Below are 20499 nucleotides of genomic sequence, written 5' to 3'. Positions count from 1 at the left end.
AGAGAGACCCACCCATGTCCTGGCTGTCCAGATTCAGCCTTGCCCAGCGGGCGCTGATCGGGCTGATCTCGATCGTCGCGCTCGTGTTCGGAGCGATAGCGATCCCGCAGCTCAAGCAGCAGCTGCTGCCCACCATCGAGCTGCCGATGGTGTCGGTGCTGGCCCCCTACCAGGGTGCGTCCCCCGATGTGGTCGAGAAGCAGGTCGTCGAACCGCTGGAGAACGCCATCAAGGCCGTCGACGGCGTCGAGGGCATCACCTCGACCGCCAGCGAGGGCAACGCCGTCCTGATGGCGACCTTCGACTTCGGCGACGAGGGCACCAAGCAGCTCGTCGCCGACATCCAGCAGGCGGTGAACCGGGCGCGGGCCCAACTGCCCACGGACGTCGATCCCCAGGTCATCGCCGGATCGACCGACGACATCCCGACCGTGGTGCTCGCCGTCACCTCCGACAAGGACCAGCAGGCGCTGGCCGACCAGCTCGACCGCACGGTCGTCCCCGCGCTCCAGGACATCGACGGCGTCGGGCAGGTCTCGGTCGACGGCGTCCAGGAACTCCAGATCTCCGTCGTCCCGGACGACAAGAAGCTCGCCGCGGCCGGACTGGACGTCGCCTCGCTGTCCCAGGCCCTCCAGTCCGGCGGCGCCACCGTCCCGGCGGGTTCCTTCTCCGAGGCGGGCAAGAGCCGCACCATCCAGGTCGGCGGAGCCTTCACCTCGCTGAAGGAGATCGAGGACCTCAAGGTCGCCCCGAAGGGCACCGGCGACGGCACGCCCGCGAAGCCGGTCCGGGTCGGTGACATCGCCACCGTGAAGCAGGAGCCCGCCACCGCGGTCTCCATCACCCGGACGAACGGCAAGCCGAGCCTCGCCGTCATGGCGACCATGGACAAGGACGGCAGCGCCGTCGCCATCTCGGACGCCGTCCAGGACCTCCTGCCGGACCTGCGCAAGGACCTCGGCGCCGGCGCGGAACTGACGGTCGTCTCGGACCAGGGCCCGGCGGTCTCCAAGGCCATCTCCGGCCTGACCACCGAAGGCGCCCTCGGGCTGGTCTTCGCGGTCGTCGTCATCCTGGTCTTCCTGGCGTCGATCCGCTCCACCCTGGTCACCGCGGTCTCCATCCCGCTCTCCGTGGTCCTCGCGCTGCTGGTGCTCTGGACCCGCGACCTGTCGCTGAACATGCTCACCCTCGGCGCGCTGACCATCGCGATCGGCCGTGTCGTGGACGACTCGATCGTGGTCCTGGAGAACATCAAGCGGCACCTGGGCTACGGGGAGGAGCGCCAGACGGCGATCATCACCGCCGTCAAGGAGGTGGCGGGAGCCGTCACCTCGTCCACGCTCACCACCGTCGCGGTCTTCCTGCCCATCGGTCTGGTCGGCGGCATGGTCGGCCAGCTCTTCGGCTCGTTCTCCCTCACCGTCACGGCGGCCCTGCTGGCCTCCCTGCTGGTCTCCCTCACGGTCATCCCGGTCCTCTCGTACTGGTTCCTCCGGTCCCCCGAGGGCACCGCGGAGAACCCGGAGGAGGCCCGCCGCCAGGCCGAGGAGAAGGAGGCCGCGAGCCGGCTCCAGCGGATCTACGTCCCGGTGCTGCGCTTCGCGACCCGGCGCCGCGTCACCAGCGTCGTCATCGCCCTGGTGGTCCTGCTCGGCACGTTCGGCATGGCCCCGCTGCTGAAGACGAACTTCTTCGACACGGGCGAGCAGGAGGTCCTCTCCCTCAAGCAGGAGCTGACCCCCGGCACCAGCCTGGAGGCGGCCGACGCGGCCGCGAAGAAGGTCGAGAAGGTCCTCACCGACGAGAAGGGCATCGAGGACTACCAGGTCACCGTCGGCTCGTCCGGCTTCATGGCGGCCTTCGGCGGCGGTACGGGGGCCAACCAGGCCTCGTACCAGATCACCCTCAAGGACTCCGCCGAGTACGACGCCACCGAGAAGCGGATCTCGGAGGCCCTCGCCAAGCTCGACGGCATCGGCGAGACGACGATCGCCGCGGGCGACGGCTTCGGCAGCCAGGACCTCAGCGTGGTCGTCAAGGCCTCCGAGGGAGACGTCCTGGAGAAGGCGTCCGAGCTGGTGCGCACCGAGGTCGCCACGATCAAGGACGTCACCGACGTCCAGAGCGACCTGGCGCAGAGCGTCCCGCGGATCTCCGTCAAGGCCAACGACAAGGCCGCGGACGCGGGCTTCGACCAGGCCACCCTCGGCATGGTCGTCGGCGGCGCGGTGCGCGGCACACCGTCCGGCAAGGCGGTCATGGACGACACCGAGCGTGACGTCGTCATCCGCTCCTCCCACCCGGCCGCCACCATGGCGGAGCTGAAGGCCCTGCCGCTGGGCCCGGTGAAGCTCGGCCAGATCGCCGACGTGAAGCTGGTGCCCGGCCCGGTCTCCATGACCCGGATCGACGGCCAGCGCGCGGCCACGATCACCGCCAAGCCGACCGGTGACAACACCGGCGCGGTCAGCGCCTCGCTCCAGAAGAAGCTCGACGCCCTGGACCTCCCGGAAGGCGCCACCGCGACCATCGGCGGCGTCACCCAGGACCAGGACGACGCCTTCGCCAAGCTGGGCCTCGCCATGCTGGCGGCCATCGCGATCGTGTTCATGCTGCTGGTGGCGACCTTCCGGTCGCTGATCCAGCCGCTGATCCTGCTGGTCTCCATCCCGTTCGCCGCGACGGGCGCCCTGGGCCTCCTCGTCGTCACCGGCACCCCGATGGGCGTTCCGGCGATGATCGGCATGCTGATGCTGATCGGCATCGTGGTGACCAACGCGATCGTGCTGATCGACCTGATCAACCAGTACAGGGCGCGGGGCATGGGCGTCGTGGAAGCGGTGATCGAGGGCGGACGCCACCGTCTGCGCCCGATCCTGATGACGGCCCTGGCGACGATCTTCGCGCTGCTGCCGATGGCGCTCGGCGTCACCGGCGAGGGCGGCTTCATCTCGCAGCCGCTGGCGGTCGTGGTGATCGGCGGTCTGATCACCTCGACGCTGCTGACCCTGCTCCTGGTGCCGACGCTCTACGCGGTGGTCGAACTCCGCAAGGAGCGCCGCGCCGGGAAGAAGGCGGCCAAGCGGGCGGCGAAGTCCGGCGACGCCGGCCCGGACGCGGCCCAGGACGCCGCCTCCGACGAGCCGGAGCCCGCGAAGGCCTGACGCGACGGCCCGTACCACGCGAGAAGGTCCCCGACGCCACGCACACGGCGTCGGGGACCTTCTCCCGTTCCCGGCCCCCGGGGGCGCGGGAAGCGGGGCGGGTTACGGCAGCGCCAGCATCCGCTTCAGGGCCAGCTTCGCGTACTTCTCGGTCTCCGGGTCCACCTGGATGCGGTTGACGAGGGCGCCCTCGGCCAGCGACTCCAGGGTCCACACCAGGTGCGGCAGGTCGATGCGGTTCATGGTCGAGCAGAAGCAGACCGTCTTGTCGAGGAAGACGATCTCCTTGTCCTCGGCGGCGAAACGATTCGCCAGCCGGCGCACCAGGTTCAGTTCCGTACCGATCGCCCACTTCGAACCGGCCGGGGCCGCCTCCAGGGCCTTGATGATGTACTCCGTCGAGCCCACCTGGTCCGCGGCCGCCACGACCTCGTGCTTGCACTCCGGGTGCACCAGCACGTTGACGCCCGGGATCCGCTCGCGCACGTCGTTCACCGACTCCACCGAGAAGCGGCCGTGCACCGAGCAGTGCCCGCGCCACAGGATCATCCTGGCGCCGCGCAGCTCCTCGGTGGTCAGTCCGCCGTTCGGCTTGTGCGGGTTGTAGAGGACGCAGTCCTCCAGCGACATCCCCATGTCGCGGACGGCGGTGTTCCGCCCCAGGTGCTGGTCCGGCAGGAACAGCACCTTGGCCGCCGGGGACTCCCTCTGCTCGAAGGCCCACTCCAGGGCCCGCTTCGCGTTGGACGAGGTGCAGATCGTCCCGCCGTGCCGGCCGGTGAACGCCTTGATGTCGGCGGAGGAGTTCATGTACGAGACGGGGACGACCTGGTCGGCGACGCCCGCCTCGGTCAGCACGTCCCAGCACTCGGCGACCTGCTCGGCGGTCGCCATGTCCGCCATCGAGCAGCCGGCCGCCAGGTCGGGGAGCACGACCTTCTGGTCGTCGCCCGTCAGGATGTCCGCGGACTCGGCCATGAAGTGCACGCCGCAGAAGACGATGTACTCCGCCTCGGGCCGTGCCGCCGCGTCCCGGGCGAGCTTGAAGGAGTCGCCGGTGACGTCGGCGAACTGGATGACCTCGTCGCGCTGGTAGTGGTGGCCGAGCACGAACACCTTGTCGCCGAGCTTCTCCTTGGCGGCGCGGGCACGCTCGACCAGGTCCGGGTCGGACGGGGAGGGCAGGTCGCCGGGGCACTCGACCCCGCGCTCGCTGCGCGGGTCGGCGTCGCGGCCGAGGAGCAGAAGGGCGAGGGGGGTCGGCTGGACATCCAGGGGCTGGGCGGTGGTCACGACACGCACCCTTTCTTTTCTGCTGACGAGTTTTCGTCTAATTGACGTTATCTATCATAACCCGCTGCCCGGCGGCCTGGCGATGCCGATAGCGTCGATGTGACGCATCCCCCGGCGGGGGCGGTGTGCGAGCATGAGGGAGAGACGTACGCGCGTGGCCCGGAATGAATCCGCGGCCTCGGCGGTTGCACCGTCGGCAAGCAGAGTCCGTACAACCCGGGAGAGAAGCAGATGTCCGTATCGGACGAGACCACCACCGTGAGCGACGGCATCCTCCTGTCCGACGCCGCCGCAGCCAAGGTCAAGGCCCTGCTGGAGCAGGAAGGCCGGGACGACCTCGCGCTGCGCGTCGCCGTCCAGCCCGGAGGCTGCTCGGGCCTGCGCTACCAGCTCTTCTTCGACGAGCGTTCGCTCGACGGCGACGTCGTGAAGGACTTCGGCGGCGTCAAGGTCGTCACCGACCGGATGAGCGCCCCGTACCTGGGCGGCGCCTCGGTCGACTTCGTGGACACCATCGAGAAGCAGGGCTTCACGATCGACAACCCGAACGCCACCGGCTCCTGCGCCTGCGGCGACTCCTTCAGCTGATCCGCCGACGACAGCGGCGGCGCCTCCCGGACGGGAAGCGCCGCCGCTGTCGTACGTGCGCTCAGGCGCGCGGCACGGTGGCACCCGTCCGGGCGTCGAGCACCGTGCGCCCGCCGAGCGGCGCGTCCAGCGTCACCGTACGGGTCAGCTCCTTGGCGATCATGACGCAGGCCTTGCCGGGCTCCGGCGCCGACTCGGTGACCGTGATGCGGACGGTCGCGTCGTCCTCCTCGGCGTGCGCCTCGTACGCGGCGCACACCCCGCCCCAGAACCGCACCTCCAGCGTCCGGCCGTCCGCGCCGTACGAGAGCACCTGACGCTCCCCGGAGCCGACGTCCCCCGTGCCGGGCGTGGGCCCGTCCTCGGGGGCGGTGCTGCCCTCGGCCAGGTACGCCGGATCCACCGCGACCCGGGCCACGGTGGACGCCTCGCCGCCGCCCTCCGGCCGTACGGAGAAGAGCCACGAGGGCACGAGCACCTGCTCACCGTCCGCGTACCGGGCGGAGAGACCCAGGACCGCCTTCTCGACCGTCAGGGTGGTGGTCCGCGACGCGTCGCCGCGCGGGGCGCAGCCGGCCGCGGCCGAGGAGGGGGCGCCGTCCTTCAGCGGTACGGGGGTCGCGCACCCGCCGACGGCGGGACCGGGGCCCGGCCGGCTCTCCGCGTTCAGCAGGTCCAGGGCCGCGCGGGCGCCGATCACCGGGTAGTCATGGCTCTTCTCCAGGGGCGTGAGGTGCCCGCCGCCTCCGACGACCTCGCCCCCGGCACCCACCTGGATCCCCGTCGTCCAGCCGGTGGTCGGCAGCCCGCCCACCACCGGATCGGCGTTCACCACCCTGACCGAGCCCATCAGCTGACGGGTGTCGAGGGCGGCGCCCTCCTGCCCGGCCGCCTTGAGCACCGGGGCCGCCGCGGCCTCGGCGGTCTTCGCGTCGACCGGGGCATCCGTGTCCGAACCCGCGCCCGAGCCCGAGCCCGAACCCGCGCCCGGCTTGGCGCAGGCCGCCGCGGACGCGCAGGCGTCCGGCCCGCCGGAGGCGTACCGCGCGAAGGTCCAGGTCCCGGGCGCCTGCTTGGCCACCCGCAGGTACGGCCCGGAACCGTCCCCGCCGCTGCCCACCGTCCACGCCGCGCCGTCGGCCCGGGGCGTGCCTGGCACCCCGAGCGCCTTCGCCAGCCGCGCCACCGCGTCCGCGCCCACCGCTCCCTCGGCACGGTGCACGGCCGCCTCGCCCGGTCCGTCCGGCAGTTGGCCGGCCGCCCGGTAGACGACGGCGCCGCCGCGCGGGTCCGGCTCGCCCGGGGCGATACCCGGACCGGGGTCCGTGGAACCGTCCGCCGCGAGGTTCAGCGCCGGCGGCCGGGGAGCCGCGTCCCCGGAGGCCGGAGCGGCCCGTCCCTGGGTGGCGGCGGCCGCCCAGTACGCGGTACCGCCGCCCACCAACAGGACCGCCGCCACCGAGACCACGGCCAGCGGCGAACGCCGCCGGGAGCGGGTCACGTCCTTCTCGGAATCCTCGGTGCTCACCGGATCGCTCCTTCGACTGCGGGTCCGTCACGCGTGTTGCCCGTCCCCGGCGGGGACGACGGTGGGACGGAGCAGGGGAGCGCGCGGTTCCCCGGAGGTACGGGAACCGCGCCGGGGCCCGCCGGTCAGTCCCCGTAGTCGGCCATGGCGTCGATCAGCCGGGCCGAGCCGGGCGGGACCGTGACCCCGTGGATCCGGGGCGCGTCCACCGGCCCCACGGCGGTCCTCCCGGCGGCGGCGACCCAGCGCGGCGCCATGCGCGCGCAGTCACCGCGCAGCTCGGACAGACTTGTCTCGGACAGGCTGGTCCGGTGCTCACGCGGAGCGATCTCGTTCGGCATAGCGGCACCGTACGCAGAGCACGGCTCGGGCGGAAAGCCCTACTATCGGGTAGTTTCCCCTTTTCCGCCCAGGTGGCGGCGCCGGGTTGCCGGAGGGCGCCACCGGGTAGCGTGAACTGTCACGCCGTCCCGGAGGGTTCGCTCCCGCGGTCCCTTCGCCTTCCGCAGGAGCAGCCTTCCCGTGCGTATCGCAGTCACCGGCTCCATCGCCACCGACCATCTGATGACCTTCCCCGGAAGGTTCACCGACCAGCTCGTCGCGGACCAGCTGCACACGGTCTCGCTCTCGTTCCTGGTCGACAACCTCGACGTGCGGCGCGGGGGCGTCGGCGCCAACATCGCCTTCGGCATGGGCACCCTCGGCACCCGGCCGGTCCTGGTCGGCGCCGCCGGGGCCGACTTCGACGAGTACCGCGCCTGGCTCGACCGGCACGGCGTCGACACCGGCTCGGTGCGGATCTCCGAGGTCCTGCACACCGCCCGCTTCGTCTGCACCACGGACGCCGACCACAACCAGATCGGCTCCTTCTACACGGGCGCGATGAGCGAGGCCCGGCTGATCGAGCTGCAGAGCGTCGCCGACCGCGTCGGCGGCCTCGACCTCGTCTCCATCGGCGCCGACGACCCCGAGGCGATGCTCCGCCACACCGAGGAGTGCCGCACCCGCTCCATCCCGTTCGCCGCCGACTTCTCGCAGCAGATCGCGCGGATGAACGGCGAGGAGATCCGTATCCTCCTCGACGGCGCCACCTACCTCTTCTCCAACGAGTACGAGAAGGGGCTCATCGAGAGCAAGACGGGCTGGAGCGACGAGCAGATCCTCTCCAAGGTCGGCCACCGGGTCACCACCCTCGGCGCCCGCGGCGTCCGCATCGAGCGCACCGGTCACGACCCCATCGAGGTGCACTGCGCCGAGGAGGAGCGCAAGGCCGACCCCACCGGCGTCGGCGACGCCTTCCGGGCCGGCTTCCTCTCCGGCCTCGCCTGGGGCGTGGGCCTGGAGCGCTCCGCCCAGGTCGGCTGCATGCTCGCCACCCTGGTCATCGAGACGGTCGGCACCCAGGAGTACACCCTGCGCCGCACCCACTTCATGGACCGCTTCACCAAGGCGTACGGGGACGAGGCGGCCGCCGAGGTCCGGGTGCACCTCTCCTGAGACCGCCGGGGCCTCACGTCAGCCGGCGGACCACATAGGCCGAGCCGCGGTCCGCCGGCTCCTCGCCCACGTACTCCTGCTCGCGCATCTCGCACCAGGCCGGGATGTCGAGGCGGGCGGCCTCGTCGTCGGCGAGGACCGTCACCGTGGCGCCCACGGGTACCTCTCCGATCACCTTTGCGAGTTCGATCACCGGGACCGGGCAGCGCCTGCCCAGGGAGTCGACGACGAGCGACGCGGCCGGCGCGGGGGAGGGGGCCGGCGCGGCGGGTGCCCCGAGCCTGAGGCGTACCTCCGCCACCACGCCCGGCAGGACCTCCAGGAAGCGGTCGACCTCGGCGGCGGCGGTGCCGGTGGGCAGCGACACACGGACGTTCCCCTCCGTGAGCACGCCCATCGCCTTCAGGACATGACTCGGCGTCAGGGTGCTGCTCGTGCAGGAGGAACCGGACGAAACGGAGAAATCGGCCCGATCCAGCTCATGCAGCAGGGTCTCTCCGTCGACATAGAGACACGAGAAGGTGACCAGATGCGGCAGCCGCCGCTCCGGATCACCGACGACCTCCACATCGGGCACCAGCCGGGGCACCTCGGCGCGGATCCGGTCCACCAGGGCGCGCAGCCGGGCGGCCTCGGCCTCCGCCTCGGCGCGTACCGCGCGCAGCGAGGCCGCCGCCGCCACGACGGCCGGAATGTTCTCGAAGCCGGGCGCCCGCCCCGACTCCCGCTCGTCCGCCGGGCCTTGGGGAGCGAACCGGACCCCCTTGCGTACGGCCAGCAGCCCCACCCCGGCCGGGCCGCCCCACTTGTGGGCACTGGCGGTCAGCAGCGACCAGCCGCCCTCCACCGGACCCCAGCCCAACGACTGCGCGGCGTCCACCAGCAGGGGCACGCCCGCCGCGGCGCACAGCTCGGCCGCCGCCGCCACCGGCTGCTCGGTGCCGACCTCGTGGTTGGCGGACTGGAGGCAGGCCAGCGCGGTGTCCGCCCGCAGGGCCCGGCCGAACCCGGACGCGTCCACCGCGCCGGTCCGGTCCACCGGCACCTCGGTGAACGACCCGCCCGCCGCCTCCAGCGCCGCCGCCGCGTGGAGCACCGAGGAGTGCTCGACCGCGGAGAGCACCAGATGGCGTCCGACACGCCGACGGCCGGACAGCGCCCCGGAGACCGCCGTGTGCACCGCCCGGGTCCCCGAGGAGGTGAAGACGAGCTCGTCCGACCGGCACCCGACGGCCTCCGCCGCGGCCTCCCGGGCGGCGTCCAGCAGCATTCCGGCCCGCCGCCCCTCGCGGTACAGCCGGGCGGGATCGGCCCAGCCCTCGTCCAGGGAGGCAAGCAACGCCTGGCGGGCGACCGGGTGCGGGGGAGCGGAGGAGGCGGCATCGAAGTAGGACACGCCGCCACGCTAGCCCGCGCGAAGGCCCCGGACGGGCGGGGGCCGCCGTGTACAAGGGGAGAGGGGCCGTCAGATGACGGCCGGAGGCCCCGATTCCACCCCTTCGGGGTGACGGGCGGCGCGTTGGGCACCCTCCCCGCGCGACCCCAAATAGCGTCCAGTAGGGTTTGGTCCGCATAAACATCCAAACCCCTGCCCGCGACAGGGCCGGCGACCGACCAAGCGAGACGGCCGCGCCGAACCGTGCGGGCGAGACTCTCGGGAAGGCGCTACGTGAGTCCCAACGGCTCCGACCGCTCGTCGCGGCGCCCGATGCGGCGGAAGCTGCCGCAGGTGCTGACTGCGGGCCTGGTCCTGGCGACGGCCTCCGGTTGTGAATACAACTGGGAGGATTTCCCCCGCCTCGGAATGCCCACCCCGGTAACGGAAGAGGCCCCGCGGATCCTCTCCCTCTGGCAGGGCTCGTGGGCGGCAGCGCTCGCCACGGGTGTCCTTGTCTGGGGGCTGATCCTGTGGAGCGTCATCTTCCACCGGCGAAGCAGGACCAAGGTGGAGGTACCTCGGCAGACCAGGTACAACATGCCCATCGAGGCGTTGTACACAGTGGTACCCCTCATCATCGTCTCGGTGCTCTTCTACTTCACCGCACGGGATGAGACCAAGCTCATCGAGCTCAGCCCCAAGCCCGCCCACACCATCAACGTGGTCGGCTACCAGTGGAGCTGGGGCTTCAACTACATCGAGAACGTGGAAGGCGCGCCCGCCGCGGGCACCGGGTTCCCCAAGGAGCTCGACGCCATCCCCGACAAGTTCCGCGCGGACTTCCCCAAGGACGCCAACGGCGTCTACGACGTGGGCGTCCCCGGTACGAGGAACCCGCAGAACGGCAACCCGGGTCCGACCCTGTGGCTGCCGAAGGGGGAGAAGGTCCGTTTCATCCTGACTTCGCGTGACGTCATCCACTCCTTCTGGGTGGTGCCGTTCCTCATGAAGCAGGACGTGATCCCGGGCCACACCAACGCCTTCGAGGTGACTCCGATGAAGGAGGGCACCTACATGGGTAAGTGCGCCGAGCTCTGCGGCGTCGACCACTCCCGAATGCTCTTCAACGTCAAGATCGTCTCTCCCGAGCGTTACCAGCAGCACCTGAAGGAGCTGGCGGACAAGGGTCAGACGGGCTACGTGCCGGCCGGCATCGAGCAGACGGACCCGGCCAGGAATGCGGAGACGAACAAACTGTGAGCATCCTCAACGAATCCCAGGGTGCCGCGGCAGCAGACGACTCGTTCGAGGACGAGCTGCCGGTGCGGCGCAAGCAGCCGGGGAGCGTCGTCGTCAAGTGGCTCACCACCACCGACCACAAGACGATCGGTACGCTCTACCTGGTCACCTCGTTCGCGTTCTTCTGCATCGGCGGACTCCTGGCGCTCTTCATGCGCGCCGAGCTGGCCCGTCCGGGCACGCAGATCATGTCGAACGAGCAGTTCAACCAGGCGTTCACGATGCACGGCACGATCATGCTGCTGATGTTCGCGACGCCGCTGTTCTCCGGTTTCGCGAACTGGATCATGCCGCTCCAGATCGGCGCGCCCGACGTGGCGTTCCCGCGGCTGAACATGTTCGCGTTCTGGCTGTACCTCTTCGGTTCGCTGATCGCGGTGGCCGGCTTCCTCACCCCGCAGGGTGCGGCCGACTTCGGCTGGTTCGCCTACTCCCCGCTGTCGGACGCGGTCCGTTCGCCGGGCGTGGGCGCCGACATGTGGATCATGGGTCTGGCCTTCTCCGGATTCGGCACGATCCTCGGTTCGGTCAACTTCATCACCACGATCATCTGCATGCGCGCCCCCGGCATGACGATGTTCCGTATGCCGATCTTCACCTGGAACGTCCTGCTGACCGGTGTTCTGGTCCTGCTCGCGTTCCCGGTTCTCGCGGCCGCGCTCTTCGCACTGGAAGTCGACCGTAAATTCGGCGCACATATCTTCGATGCGTCGAACGGTGGCGCATTGCTGTGGCAACACCTCTTCTGGTTCTTCGGGCATCCAGAGGTGTACATCATCGCCTTGCCGTTCTTCGGAATCGTCTCGGAGATCATTCCGGTCTTCAGCCGTAAGCCGATGTTCGGTTACATCGGACTCATCAGCGCCACGATCGCCATCGCCGGTCTTTCCGTGACGGTGTGGGCGCACCACATGTATGTGACGGGCGGGGTACTCCTCCCGTTCTTCTCCTTCATGACCTTCCTGATCGCGGTACCGACCGGTGTGAAGTTCTTCAACTGGATCGGCACGATGTGGAAGGGGTCGTTGTCCTTCGAGACACCGATGCTCTGGTCCGTCGGCTTCCTGATCACCTTCGCCTTCGGTGGTCTGACCGGTGTGATCCTGGCCTCCCCGCCGCTCGACTTCCACATCTCCGACTCGTACTTCGTCGTGGCGCACTTCCACTACGTCGTCTTCGGCACCGTGGTCTTCGCGATGTTCGCCGGATTCCACTTCTGGTGGCCGAAGTTCACCGGCAAGATGCTGGACGAGCGGCTCGGCAAGATGACCTTCTGGACGCTGTTCGTCGGCTTCCACGGCACGTTCCTCGTGCAGCACTGGCTGGGCGCCGAAGGCATGCCCCGCCGCTACGCGGACTACCTGGCGGCCGACGGCTTCACCGCGCTGAACACGATCTCGACGATCTCGTCCTTCGTGCTCGGTCTGTCGATGCTGCCGTTCCTGTACAACGTCTGGAAGACCGCCAAGTACGGCAAGAAGATCGAGGTCGACGACCCCTGGGGCTACGGCCGTTCGCTCGAATGGGCGACATCCTGCCCGCCCCCGCGGCACAACTTCCTCAGCCTGCCGCGCATCCGCTCGGAATCCCCCGCGTTCGACCTGCACCACCCGGAGATCGCGGCTCTCGAGCAGCTCGATCACCTTTCCGAGGGTGACAAGGTCCTCGTCGGTGGCAAGGAGGACGGCAAGTGAAGATCCAGGGCAAGCTCTTCATCTGGCTGAGCGTCTTCCTGCTGATCATGGCCATCACCTACGGCGTCTGGTCCAAGGAGCCGGTGGGCACCACCGCCCTGGTCCTGGCCTTCGGGCTGGCCATCATGATCGGCTTCTACCTGGCCTTCACGGCCAACCGGGTCGACGCCATGGCCCAGGACAACAAGGAGGCCGACGTCGCGGACGAGGCCGGCGAGGTGGGGTTCTTCTCGCCGCACAGCTGGCAGCCGCTCTCGCTGGCCATCGGTGGCGCCTTCCTCTTCCTGGGCGTCGTCTTCGGCTGGTGGCTGGCGTACTTCTCGGCGCCGATGCTCCTGATCGGCCTCTTCGGCTGGGTCTTCGAGTACTACCGCGGTGAGAACCGCACCCAGTAGCAGCGCCGCACCACCCGCACGGGGGCCCGGCCCGCTCGGCTACGAGCGGGCCGGGCCCCCGTTTGCAGTCATTGGGCGCGCTGGATCGGATGAATCTTCTTAGCGTGGGTTCATGAACCACACGCCGCGCATCCGCACCGTAGTGAGCTGCACTCTGCTGGTCGTTGCCCTGGTTGCAGGTGCGACCGCCTGTGGCGAGCCGGACGGCCACGCCCTCTCACGCACGCCCTACGACGCCGCCGACCTCATCTCGTTCAACGGCCCCGCCAAGGACCAGAAGGCCGACCCCGACAAGCCCATCGAAGTCACCGTCAAGGATGACGACGCGCGCATCACGGACGTGACGGCCGTCGACACGGAGGGCCGCCACCTGGCGGGCGAACTCGACGCCGACGGCAAGAGGTGGCACTCCACCACCTCGCTCGCCGCGGGCACCCGCTACACCGTCAAGGTGGCCACCGAGGACGGCGACGGCGCCCCGGGCGCCCGTACGTACGACTTCGGCACGACGGCCGCGGAGAAGCTCATGGAGGTCTCCTTCGGCCCCCAGACGGGCACCTACGGGGTCGGACAGCCCGTCACAGCGGAACTCAGCGCTCCGGTCACCGACAAGGCGGGCCGGGCCACCGTGGAACGCGGCCTCCAGGTCCGCTCCACCCCCGCCGTCACCGGCTCCTGGTACTGGGTGGACGCCAAGACCCTGCACTACCGCCCCAAGGAGTACTGGCCCGCCAACGCCACCATCGACGTCCGCAGCAACCTCAAGGGCATAAAGGTGACCAAGACCCTGTACGCGGACGCCACCAAGGACCTCAGACTCAAGACCGGCGACCGCATAGAAGCCGTCACCGACGCCTCCGACCACCAGATGACGGTCCTGCGCAACGGCGAGGTGATCAACACCCTGCCGGTCACCACCGGCAAGCCGGGCTTCGACACCCGCAACGGGATCAAGGTGGTGCTGGCCAAGGAGCAGTTCGTCCGCATGCGCGGGGAGACCGTCGGCATCGCCGCCGGCTCGTCGGAGTCCTACGACCTGCCGGTCTACTGGGCGACCCGGGTCACCTGGAGCGGCGAGTACGTGCACGCGGCACCCTGGTCGACCGGATCCCAGGGGAGCGCCAACGTCAGCCACGGCTGCACGGGCATGAGCACCGCCGACGCCGAGTGGTTCTTCCAGACCGTACGCGAGGGCGACATCGTCGAGGTGGTCGGGAGCGACGGCGAGACCATGACGCCGTTCGACAACGGCTTCGGCGACTGGAACCTCTCCTGGCAGGAGTGGCTCAAGGGCAGCGCGCTGCACGGCGGCGGCACCCCGGACACCGGGACCGACGTGACCGCGGCGCGGCTGCGCCCCCAGGTCTGAGAGTCGGTCCCGGGACCGAAGGAGCGCGCCGCGCCGCGGACAGGGGGGCTCAGGCCCCCACGGCGAGCCTCTGACGCAGCAGGGCGGCCAAGGCGTCCGCGAAGTCGACGGGGTCGACCGGATGGGTCACCGCGGCGTCGGCGCGGCTCCAGGTGGCCAGCCACGCGTCCTGCGGCCGGCCGATCAGCAGCAGCACGGGCGGGCAGTGGAAGATCTCGTCCTTGATCTGCCGGCAGACGCCCATGCCGCCCACCGGGGCCGTCTCCCCGTCCAGCACGCAGACGTCGACACCGCCCCGGTCCAGCGCGCTCAGGACGGCCGGCAGGGTGGCGCACTCCAGGAACTCCACCTCCGGGACGTCCGTCGCCGGCCTGCGTCCGGCAGCCAGCCTCACCTGCTCACGGGTGTGGGAGTCGTCGCTGTAGACCAGGACCGTGGCGGTCGGCTGCATTGTTCCTCCGTGACGTCTGTGTCTTCAGGGGCTCTCGGGGCACGTACCGATGGGCGGATCGTACTCCGGCGGACAGCCTGTCAGCACCGGTAAGGACAGCGTTTCGATGGGCTGTTCGGTGTGGACACACCCCACTGACACACCGAAGAGCACCCCCCGGAGTGAGGGCGGGATAAGCGACCGACATAATGTCGGTCGTGGCGACAGCAACGACAGTAGAAACCGGGCACGCGCACCCGTCGGTCAATCGACCGAACCTCACCAGCGTCGGAACCATCATCTGGTTGAGTTCCGAGCTGATGTTCTTCGCGGCCCTCTTCGCGATGTACTTCACCCTGCGATCGGTGATGGGTCCCGAGCACTGGAAGGAGATGACCCACCATCTGAACTTCCCGTTCTCGGCGACGAACACCACGATCCTGGTGCTTTCCTCCCTCACCTGCCAGCTCGGCGTTTTCGCCGCGGAGCGGGGCGATGTGAAGAAGCTCCGCACCTGGTTCATCATCACGTTCGTGATGGGTTCGATCTTCATCGGAGGCCAGATCCTGGAGTACACCGAGCTGGTCAAGGACGCGGGCCTGTCCCTGTCCTCCGACCCCTACGGCTCCGTGTTCTACCTGACGACCGGCTTCCACGGGCTGCATGTGACAGGCGGTCTCATCGCCTTCCTGCTCGTCCTGGGCAGGACATACGCGGCCTCCAGGTTCACCCACGAGCAGGCCACCGCCGCCATCGTCGTGTCCTATTACTGGCACTTCGTCGATGTCGTCTGGATCGGCCTGTTCGCCACGATCTACATGATCAAGTAGCCGGGCTCGCACCCACCACCATCGACGCAGAAGATCCTGACACCGGGGTAATCCGTGAAAAAGCTCTCCGCACGACGACGCCATCCGCTGGCGGCGGTCGTCGTACTACTCCTCGCGCTGGCGGCTACCGGGGGGCTGTACGCCGCGTTCGCACCTGCGGGTAAGGCGCAGGCCGACGACACCGCCCAGTCCCTCGCCATCGACGAGGGCAAGAAGCTCTACTCCGTGGGCTGTGCCAGTTGCCACGGAACCGGCGGTCAGGGCACCACCGACGGGCCGTCCCTCGTTGGCGTCGGCTCCGCCGCCGTCGACTTCCAGGTCGGTACCGGACGTATGCCGGCCCAGCAGCCGGGTGCCCAGGTGCCGAAGAAGCCGGTCATCTACAACCAGGCCGAGATCGACCAGCTCGCGGCGTACGTCGCGTCCCTGGGCGCCGGTCCGATCACGCCGACCGAGAGCCAGGTGGACCCCTCGGGCGCCGACGTGGCCAAGGGCGGCGAACTGTTCCGCACCAACTGCGCCCAGTGCCACAACTTCACCGGCAAGGGCGGTGCGCTGACCGACGGCAAGTACGCCCCCAACCTCGAAGGTGTGAGCCCCAAGCACATCTACGAGGCCATGCAGACCGGCCCCCAGGCCATGCCCTCCTTCCCGGACAGCACCATGCCGGAGAAGGAGAAGAAAGACATCATCGCGTACATCAAGACCGTGAACGGTGACGAAACCGCGAGCCCCGGCGGGCTCTCGCTCGGTGGCCTCGGTCCCGTCAGCGAAGGTCTCTTCGGCTGGATCTTCGGACTCGGCGGACTGATCGCCATCGCCGTCTGGGTCGCGGCACACACCGCTAAGGCCAAGAAGTCATGAGTAGCCAAGAGATTCCAGAAGAGGGCCTGCCCGCAGAGCAGGACACCGCGCACGGTGCGGTCAAGGTCGCGGACGACCCGTTCGCCGACCCCGGGCTGCCGGCCCACAAGCCGCGCATCCAGGACATCGACGAAAGGGCCGCCAAGCGCTCCGAGCGCACCGTGGCCCTGATGTTCACGCTGTCCATGCTGGCGACGGTCGGCTTCATCGCCTCCTACGTCATCTTCCCGGTCGACAAGATCGTCTTCATCTGGCCGATCGGCCATGTGAGCGCGCTCCACTTCTCGCTGGGACTGACGCTGGGCGCGGCGCTCTTCCTCATCGGCGCGGGGGCCGTCCACTGGGCGCGCACCCTGATGTCCGACGTGGAGGTCGCCGACGACCGGCACCCCATCGAGGCGACGCCCGAGGTCAAGGCGAAGGTTCTCGCCGACTTCGCGGACGGTGCCAGGGAGTCCGCGATCGGGCGGCGGAAGCTGATCCGCAACACCATGTTCGGTGCGCTGGCCCTGGTGCCGCTCTCCGGTGTGGTGCTGCTGCGCGACCTCGGTCCGCTGCCGGAGGAGAAGCTGCGCAAGACCCTGTGGGCCAAGGGCAAGCAGCTGGTCAACATGAACACGAACCAGCCGCTGCGTCCCGAGGACGTGACCGTCGGTTCGCTGACCTTCGCCATGCCCGAGGGCCTGGAGGAGGGCTCGCACGACTTCCAGACCCAGATCGCCAAGGCCGCCCTGATGATCGTCCGCATCGAGCCGGACGACATCAAGGACAAGCAGTCGCGTGAGTGGGGCCACGAGGGGATCGTCGCCTTCTCCAAAATCTGCACCCACGTCGGCTGCCCGATCAGCCTCTACGAGCAGCAGACGCACCACGTCCTGTGCCCGTGCCACCAGTCCACCTTCGACCTCTCCGACGGCGCCCGCGTCATCTTCGGCCCGGCCGGTCACCCCCTGCCGCAGCTGCGGATCGGCGTGAACAGCGAGGGCAACCTCGAGGCGCTCGGCGACTTCGCAGAGCCCGTCGGTCCTGCCTTCTGGGAGCGCGGATGAGTACCGTGACAGACACCAAGCGCAAGGCGCCCGCCGGTGAGCGGGTGGCCGACTGGGCGGATGGCCGACTGGGCATCTACGGTCTGGCCAAGGCCAACATGCGCAAGATCTTCCCGGACCACTGGTCCTTCATGCTGGGTGAGATCTGCCTCTACAGCTTCATCATCATCATCCTCACGGGTGTGTACCTGACGCTGTTCTTCGACCCGAGCATGTCCGAGGTCGTCTACCACGGCTCGTACGAGCCGATGCAGGGCATCCAGATGTCCGCCGCCTACGCCTCGACGCTGGACATCAGCTTCGACATCCGCGGCGGTCTGCTGGTCCGGCAGATCCACCACTGGGCAGCGGTGATCTTCCTCGCCGGCATGTTCGTGCACATGTTCCGGGTGTTCTTCACCGGTGCGTACCGCAAGCCGCGTGAGATCAACTGGCTGTTCGGCTTCCTGCTGTTCGTGCTCGGCATGTTCACCGGGTTCACCGGCTACTCGCTCCCGGACGACCTGCTCTCCGGTACGGGTGTCCGGTTCACCCAGGGCGCGATCCTGTCGATGCCCATCGTCGGCACGTACATCTCGATGTTCATGTTCGGCGGGGAGTTCCCCGGCACGGACATCATCCCGAGGTTCTACTCGGTCCACATCCTGCTGCTGCCGGGCATCATGCTCGGGCTCGTGGTCGCCCACCTCATCCTGGTGTTCTTCCACAAGCACACGCAGTTCGCCGGACCGGGCAAGACCAACAAGAACGTGGTCGGCATGCCGCTGCTGCCGGTGTACATGGCGAAGGCCGGGGGCTTCTTCTTCCTGGTCTTCGGCTTCATCGCCGCCATCGCCGCGATCGCCACGATCAACCCGATCTGGGGGATCGGCCCCTACCGGCCCGACCAGGTGTCCACGGGCGCCCAGCCGGACTGGTACATGGGCTTCGCGGAAGGCTTCGTCCGTGTGATGCCGGGCTGGGAGATCAACCTGTGGGGCCACACGCTGGTCCTGGGCGTACTGATCCCGCTGGTCCTGTTCGGCGTCGTCCTCGGGGCGCTCGCGCTCTACCCGTTCATCGAGTCGTGGATCACCGGGGACAAACGCGAGCACCACATCCTGGACAAGCCGCGCAACGCCCCGACCCGGACCGCGCTCGGTGTCGCCTGGGTGACGATCTACTTCGTCATGCTGATCGGCGGCGGCAACGACATCTGGGCGACCCACTTCCATCTGTCGCTCAACGCGATCAGCTGGTTCGTACGGATCGCCTTCTTCGCCGGCCCGGTCCTGGCGTTCATCGTCACCCGGCGCATCTGCCTCGGCCTCCAGCGCCGCGACAAGGAGAAGGTGCTGCACGGACGGGAGTCCGGCACCATCAAGCGCCTGCCGCACGGTGAGTTCGTCGAGATCCACGAGCTGCTCGGCCCGGAGGCGCGGTACGCGCTCACGGCCCACGAGCAGTACGAGCCGCTCGAAGTCGGCCCCACGGTCGACGAGAACGGTGTGGAGCGCAAGCCGTCCGCGGTGCAGAAGCTGCGCGCCCGGCTGAGCCGGAGTTACTACGGCGAGGGCAACCAGATCCCCAAGCCCACCGCCGAGGAGTACAAGGAGATCACCAGCGGCCACGGCCACCACTGATCACCTCAGCTGACCGCCACAGCGGGAGCCCCGTCCATTCGCCGGACGGGGCTCTTCGCTGTCCCCGGCGCTGGATAGGGTGGGGCCGAAACCTTTTACCGGCTGTGGACCCAGGAGCGGACCATGAACGTTGTGACCCCGGACGGCGGCGACAGCGTGGCGGACCGTACCTGGCCCGGCGTGCTGACCCCCCTGCTGCGCGGCCAGGACCTGGCCGCCGAGGACACCGCCTGGGCCATGGACCGCATCATGAGCGGCGAGGCCACCGATGTGCAGATCGCCGGGTTCGCCGTCGCCCTGCGGGCCAAGGGCGAGACCGTGGACGAGGTCACCGGGCTGGTGCGCGCCATGTACGACCACGCGCACACCATCCACGTGCCCGGACGCACCGTGGACATCGTGGGCACCGGCGGGGACATGGCCAAGACGGTCAACATCTCCACCATGTCGGCGATCGTCGTGGCCGGGACGGGCGCCAAGGTCGTCAAGCACGGCAACCGCGCCTCCTCGTCCGCGAGCGGCGCCTCCGACGTCCTGGAGAAGCTCGGCGTCAACCTCGAACTCACGCCGCAGCGCGTGGTCGAGGTCGCCGAGGAGGCGGGCATCACCTTCTGCTTCGCCGTGAAGTTCCACCCCGCCCTGCGCTACGCGGCCCGTGCCCGCAAGGAGCTCGGCACACAGACCACCTTCAACATCCTGGGACCGCTCACCAACCCGGCCCAGGTGCGCGCCCAGGCCATCGGGGTCGCGGACCTCAAGATGGCGCCCATCGTCGCCGGTGTGCTCGCGGCCCGCGGCAACTCGGCCCTCGTCTTCCGGGGCGACGACGGCCTGGACGAGCTGACCACCACGGCGACCTCCCGCGTCTGGACCGTGCGGGACGGGGCGGTGCGCGAGGAGGCGTTCGACCCGCGCGACGTCGGCCTGGAGCTGGTGCCGGTCGAGGCGCTGCGCGGCGCCGACGCCTCGTACAACGCGGATGTCGCCCGCCGGCTGCTGGACGGCGCGACGGGACCCGTACGGGACGCGGTGCTGCTCAACTCGGCGGCCGCGCTGACCGCGTTGGAGGCGGGCGACGGGCCGCTGAACGACCGGATCGCGGCCCAGATCACCCGGGCCGCCGAGGCGATCGACTCCGGCGCGGCCAAGGCCGCCCTGGACCGCTGGGTGGCGGCCAGCAACCGCTGAGACGGCCGCGGTACATGGGGGCGCGGTCCGGATGGCGGACCGCGCCCTTGCGCGTACGGGCACCTGTGGCAAGATGCTCGGCAGGTCATGAGTGACAGCGACTACGGCCCCGGCCCGCTGTCCGGCAACCCTCCGTCCGTGGCGGGGTGCCCCGGGTGAAGACCGGGCCGCAGGCAGCGAGGTCTGTGGCAAGCGCGGGCCCCTCGGCATCTCGTATGCCGCCCCTTGGGGTCCTGGTCCCTAGGGAGCCTCTTGTGAGCAAGCGAATGCGCTAGGGCGCCGAGCCCTTCCCGCACCCCCTTTTT

Annotated in this window: 17 protein-coding genes and 1 riboswitch; of the genes, 12 read left to right on the top strand and 5 right to left on the bottom strand. The window is 69.5% G+C overall.

All coding sequences use genetic code 11. The annotated features are described in order from the left end of the window. Positions 1-14 precede the first annotated feature (14 nt). Positions 15-3170: an efflux RND transporter permease subunit gene (locus tag B9S64_RS07585; RefSeq protein WP_103488981.1), complete on the top strand. Its 3156-nt coding sequence runs from the start codon at positions 15-17 to the stop codon at positions 3168-3170. A 102-nt stretch (positions 3171-3272) separates the two neighbouring features. Here the strand turns inward: B9S64_RS07585 and nadA are convergent, their stop codons facing one another. Further along, a complete protein-coding gene (nadA, locus tag B9S64_RS07580) occupies positions 3273-4472 on the bottom strand; it encodes a quinolinate synthase NadA (RefSeq protein WP_103488982.1) in 1200 nt (399 codons plus the stop codon). Between the two features lie 222 nt (positions 4473-4694). On the opposite strand from nadA, the gene B9S64_RS07570 reads away from it, so the two are divergent. Continuing rightward, positions 4695-5051 carry an iron-sulfur cluster assembly accessory protein gene (locus B9S64_RS07570; protein ID WP_014045490.1) on the top strand — a complete coding sequence of 119 codons (357 nt, stop codon included), beginning with the start codon at positions 4695-4697 and terminating at the stop codon, positions 5049-5051. Between the two features lie 61 nt (positions 5052-5112). Here B9S64_RS07570 and B9S64_RS07565 read toward each other — a convergent pair whose 3' ends face one another. Beyond that, complete coding sequence (locus B9S64_RS07565; protein ID WP_109492005.1) at positions 5113-6579, bottom strand: hypothetical protein; 1467 nt, start codon at positions 6577-6579, stop codon at positions 5113-5115. A gap of 125 nt (positions 6580-6704) precedes the next feature. Further along, positions 6705-6920, bottom strand: a complete 216-nt coding sequence (locus tag B9S64_RS07560; protein ID WP_103491461.1) for a hypothetical protein — start codon at positions 6918-6920, stop codon at positions 6705-6707. Between the two features lie 181 nt (positions 6921-7101). Here B9S64_RS07560 and B9S64_RS07555 point away from each other — a divergent pair, with 181 nt between their 5' ends. Continuing rightward, entirely contained in the window at positions 7102-8076 is a 975-nt protein-coding gene (locus B9S64_RS07555) for a carbohydrate kinase family protein (RefSeq protein WP_103491462.1), read from the top strand. 13 nt (positions 8077-8089) lie between these two features. Here the strand turns inward: B9S64_RS07555 and B9S64_RS07550 are convergent, their stop codons facing one another. After that, positions 8090-9472 carry a cysteine desulfurase/sulfurtransferase TusA family protein gene (locus tag B9S64_RS07550; RefSeq protein WP_103491463.1) on the bottom strand — a complete coding sequence of 461 codons (1383 nt, stop codon included), beginning with the start codon at positions 9470-9472 and terminating at the stop codon, positions 8090-8092. Positions 9473-9745: 273 nt separating this feature from the next. Between B9S64_RS07550 and coxB the strand changes: the two genes are divergently transcribed. The 4 genes from coxB (at position 9746) to B9S64_RS07530 (ending at position 14211) form a co-directional block, all read left to right on the top strand. Continuing rightward, the gene (gene coxB / locus B9S64_RS07545) at positions 9746-10714 is read left to right on the top strand and encodes a cytochrome c oxidase subunit II (RefSeq protein WP_103491464.1); all 969 of its coding nucleotides are present in this window, start codon (positions 9746-9748) and stop codon (positions 10712-10714) included. Further along, positions 10711-12447: a cytochrome c oxidase subunit I gene (gene ctaD / locus B9S64_RS07540; RefSeq protein WP_103505291.1), complete on the top strand. Its 1737-nt coding sequence runs from the start codon at positions 10711-10713 to the stop codon at positions 12445-12447. The genes coxB and ctaD overlap by 4 nt, the downstream gene beginning before the upstream one ends. Continuing rightward, a complete protein-coding gene (locus tag B9S64_RS07535; protein WP_028440117.1) occupies positions 12444-12842 on the top strand; it encodes a cytochrome c oxidase subunit 4 in 399 nt (132 codons plus the stop codon). Before ctaD ends, B9S64_RS07535 begins: the two co-directional genes overlap by 4 nt. 112 nt (positions 12843-12954) lie before the next feature. Then, positions 12955-14211, top strand: a complete 1257-nt coding sequence (locus tag B9S64_RS07530) for an Ig-like domain-containing protein (protein ID WP_103492246.1) — start codon at positions 12955-12957, stop codon at positions 14209-14211. A gap of 49 nt (positions 14212-14260) precedes the next feature. Here the strand turns inward: B9S64_RS07530 and B9S64_RS07525 are convergent, their stop codons facing one another. Continuing rightward, the gene (locus tag B9S64_RS07525; protein ID WP_028440119.1) at positions 14261-14662 is read right to left on the bottom strand and encodes a hypothetical protein; all 402 of its coding nucleotides are present in this window, start codon (positions 14660-14662) and stop codon (positions 14261-14263) included. Between the two features lie 188 nt (positions 14663-14850). On the opposite strand from B9S64_RS07525, the gene B9S64_RS07520 reads away from it, so the two are divergent. From B9S64_RS07520 to trpD, 5 genes are all read left to right on the top strand, one after another. After that, positions 14851-15471 carry a heme-copper oxidase subunit III gene (locus B9S64_RS07520; protein ID WP_028440120.1) on the top strand — a complete coding sequence of 207 codons (621 nt, stop codon included), beginning with the start codon at positions 14851-14853 and terminating at the stop codon, positions 15469-15471. Positions 15472-15525: 54 nt separating this feature from the next. Then, complete coding sequence (locus tag B9S64_RS07515) at positions 15526-16335, top strand: c-type cytochrome (protein WP_103492245.1); 810 nt, start codon at positions 15526-15528, stop codon at positions 16333-16335. Continuing rightward, positions 16332-17384 (top strand): ubiquinol-cytochrome c reductase iron-sulfur subunit, encoded by a 1053-nt coding sequence (locus B9S64_RS07510; protein WP_103492244.1) that lies wholly within the window; start codon positions 16332-16334, stop codon positions 17382-17384. The genes B9S64_RS07515 and B9S64_RS07510 overlap by 4 nt, the downstream gene beginning before the upstream one ends. After that, complete coding sequence (locus B9S64_RS07505) at positions 17381-19006, top strand: ubiquinol-cytochrome c reductase cytochrome b subunit (RefSeq protein ID WP_103492243.1); 1626 nt, start codon at positions 17381-17383, stop codon at positions 19004-19006. The genes B9S64_RS07510 and B9S64_RS07505 overlap by 4 nt, the downstream gene beginning before the upstream one ends. A 123-nt stretch (positions 19007-19129) precedes the next feature. After that, a complete protein-coding gene (gene trpD / locus B9S64_RS07500) occupies positions 19130-20194 on the top strand; it encodes an anthranilate phosphoribosyltransferase (RefSeq protein ID WP_103492242.1) in 1065 nt (354 codons plus the stop codon). Between the two features lie 83 nt (positions 20195-20277). Beyond that, positions 20278-20395: riboswitch (SAM riboswitch) on the top strand. Positions 20396-20499 lie beyond the last annotated feature (104 nt).

Origin of the sequence: Streptomyces sp. SM18 (assembly GCF_002910775.2) — a bacterium.
GTDB classification, from domain to species: Bacteria; Actinomycetota; Actinomycetes; order Streptomycetales; family Streptomycetaceae; genus Streptomyces; species Streptomyces halstedii.
This window is presented reverse-complemented; position numbering and strand designations above follow the sequence as displayed.